The 2,492-nt window shown below is 42.0% G+C and carries 3 protein-coding genes and 1 pseudogene; 2 read left to right on the forward strand and 2 right to left on the reverse strand.

Annotated elements, in window-relative coordinates:
• Window positions 1-43: 43 nt before the first annotated feature.
• A complete protein-coding gene (locus LC574_RS35450; protein ID WP_229458302.1) occupies window positions 44-322 on the reverse strand; it encodes a hypothetical protein in 279 nt (92 codons plus the stop codon).
• Between LC574_RS35450 and LC574_RS35455 the strand changes: the two are divergent.
• Window positions 299-796: pseudogene (locus tag LC574_RS35455) on the forward strand (DUF4351 domain-containing protein); the annotation flags it as partial. The gene LC574_RS35450 and the pseudogene LC574_RS35455 sit on opposite strands and share 24 nt — an antisense overlap.
• 35 nt (window positions 797-831) lie before the next feature.
• The gene (locus LC574_RS35460; protein WP_229458303.1) at window positions 832-1,701 is read left to right on the forward strand and encodes an Rpn family recombination-promoting nuclease/putative transposase; all 870 of its coding nucleotides are present in this window, start codon (window positions 832-834) and stop codon (window positions 1,699-1,701) included.
• A 168-nt stretch (window positions 1,702-1,869) separates the two neighbouring features.
• Here LC574_RS35460 and LC574_RS35465 read toward each other — a convergent pair whose 3' ends face one another.
• Window positions 1,870-2,208 carry a hypothetical protein gene (locus tag LC574_RS35465; RefSeq protein ID WP_229458304.1) on the reverse strand — a complete coding sequence of 113 codons (339 nt, stop codon included), beginning with the start codon at window positions 2,206-2,208 and terminating at the stop codon, window positions 1,870-1,872.
• Window positions 2,209-2,492 lie beyond the last annotated feature (284 nt).

Below are 2,492 nucleotides of genomic sequence, written 5' to 3' on the forward strand. Positions count from 1 at the left end.
GGTGATAAAACTCTCAAAATAATAGCCAAAACCTGAAAAACCACTACCGACCCTTGAGGTTAACTATTACTAATTGCAGCGAATCAGCTTCGTTGTATCCAGCTTTTTTGAGATTGTTGTAGTGAGTTTCTAGGATGAGAATATCTTGCGATCGCCAAGAGACTTTTTTCGCAACTACAGCAATTTGCTTGGCTAAGTCTTCTCGTAATCGTGCAAAATCTCGGCTGGGTTCCCAAGCTTGGGCAAATATTTTGAGAGTTTTATCACCTTGCTCGTGGCTCAATGAAGTAGGAATCGTTTTAGTGTCGAAACTACCCGTCATGAATATCGCGTGATTCGCTTATGGGAAGAAAATCCTGAACTATTCCTTAATGACCCAGCTTTATTACCATTAGCACCACTGGCCGCAACCAGTCAACCCCAAGCTTTGTTGCAACAAGTTGTGGTCAAAGTTAATCAACTTGAGCCAAGACAACGACCAGAAATTTCCGCTTATACCCAAATCTTAGCGGGGTTAAAATACGAAAAGGACTTGATTAGACAATTATTTCGGGAGGGTATGATGCGCGAGTCAGTGATTTATCAAGAAATTCTCGCTGAAGGGGAACAACGCGGCGAACAACGAGAACGAGCGCTCATTCTCCGTCTGCTTACACGAAGGGTGGGAGAATTACCCCAAGAGGTGCTAGACCGGATTGAAACTCTCTCTTTAGAACAATTAGAAAATCTCGGTGAAGCATTGTTGGATTTTCACGCTCAAGCGGATTTAGAAGCCTGGTTTAGTACATTAGAGTAGCAACTAATTAAATCTAGTCTCTATATCGCTCGTTAATGTCTTTTGATAACCTCTGCAAACTCCTGTCTGAAAAACATCCTGCTACCTTTGCCAGTTGGGTATTAGGAACACCGCAAACCAGCGTCACAGTTCTCAAAACCGAATTGAGCATTGAACCAATTCGCGCAGATTATGTAACATTTTTACAACTACAAGGACGCATTCTCCATCTGGAATTTCAAACCAAACTAGAATCTACGCCACCCCTACCCCTGCGGATGCTAGATTATTGGGTACGCTTGTATCGTTTGTATCGTCTACCAATAACGCAAGTTGTCGTATTATTGCTTCCCCCTTCACCAGAAACAGTAATTGAAACTGCCTTTAGTGTCGAAACTACTCATCACGAATATCGCGTAATTTGCATGTGGGAGGAAAATCCCGAACTATTCCTCAATGAATCGGCTTTGTTACCATTAGCACCACTGGCTGCAACCACGCAACCCCAAGCCTTGTTGCAACAAGTTGTGGGAAAAGTTAATCAACTTGAGCCAAGACAACGACCAGAAATTTCCGCTTACACCCAAATCTTAGCGGGGTTAAAATACAATCAAGATTTGATTCGACAATTATTTCGGGAGGGTATTATGCGCGAGTCAGTGATTTATCAAGAAATTCTTGCAGAAGGAGAACAACGAGGAGAACAACGAGGAGAACTAAGAGGACGAAAAGCAGAAGGGCAATTGCTCATTCTCCGTCAACTTACTCGACGGGTGGGAGAATTACCCCAAGAGATGCTAGACCGGATTGAAACTCTCTCTTTAGAACAATTAGAAAATCTCGGTGAAGCATTGTTGGATTTTCAGGCTCAAGCGGATTTAGAAACCTGGTTTAGTACATTAGACAAGAGCGTGAAAATGACGTAGGTATAATTTATGAATTATGCCTACCAAGGATTTCGGACAACGCATAATTAATTTCACTCCTATGTCTATTAGATGAATTTTTCCATTTGAGCCAATGTCTGATGGCGATAGGGAAAAAATAGTTTCAGCAGAAGAACGAAAGCGAGTTGAGCTTGTCAGATTGCCAGATTAAAGCTCAATTAACTTGAAGCCCCAAGGTTTGAGAGCCGCTAGAGCTATTTCTGGATCTACACCTTCATAAACCTCCCATTCCAACGGATGCTCTTTAGGATGTCCGTCGCCGACATTACCTGCAACTTTAATTATCGGACAGTTGGCGATGCGATCGCGCTCCAACCCTTTTGGAATTGCTAGTTGGATTTTGTGACCGATAAACTTCGCTGTACTTTCATTAGCTACAGATTCACGGATTAAACAAATATCACCAGCAGTCCCCCAAGTAGTTTGGTAAATGTGGAGGAACGATATATAGGTTGCAGGTTTGATGGATCTTTTGAGAACATGCATTATCTGTAATCCTTACACTATGAGTCAAAAATCATAAATCATACAAGTATTTTGTATCACGTTCGTAGGGAAGAATGTTTTTAATTAACATTTTGCATCTAGTCCAGGTGATTATAGCGGTTCCCAATTGCATGGAATACAGACCTAACTCCTAACTCTAGCCCTGTCAAGGTGACTGTTTTGCAGTCGCCAAAAGTTTGGCAGTCGAGACATGTGGATGTTGAGGGTCATACAATGGAAAAGTCTTTCTTCTTCTTTGGAGCACGGGTGTGTTTGAGAAAAGA

The sequence above is a fragment of the Nostoc sp. CHAB 5715 genome (genome assembly GCF_020829685.1).
Lineage (GTDB): Bacteria > Cyanobacteriota > Cyanobacteriia > Cyanobacteriales > Nostocaceae > Nostoc.

What these genes read in the sequence shown, in the direction of transcription:
- LC574_RS35450 (WP_229458302.1), bottom strand. Translation starts at nt 322, where the DNA reads ATGACGGGTAGTTTCGACACTAAAACGATTCCTACTTCATTGAGCCAC.
- LC574_RS35460 (WP_229458303.1), top strand. Translation starts at nt 832, where the DNA reads ATGTCTTTTGATAACCTCTGCAAACTCCTGTCTGAAAAACATCCTGCT.
- LC574_RS35465 (WP_229458304.1), bottom strand. Translation starts at nt 2,208, where the DNA reads ATGCATGTTCTCAAAAGATCCATCAAACCTGCAACCTATATATCGTTC.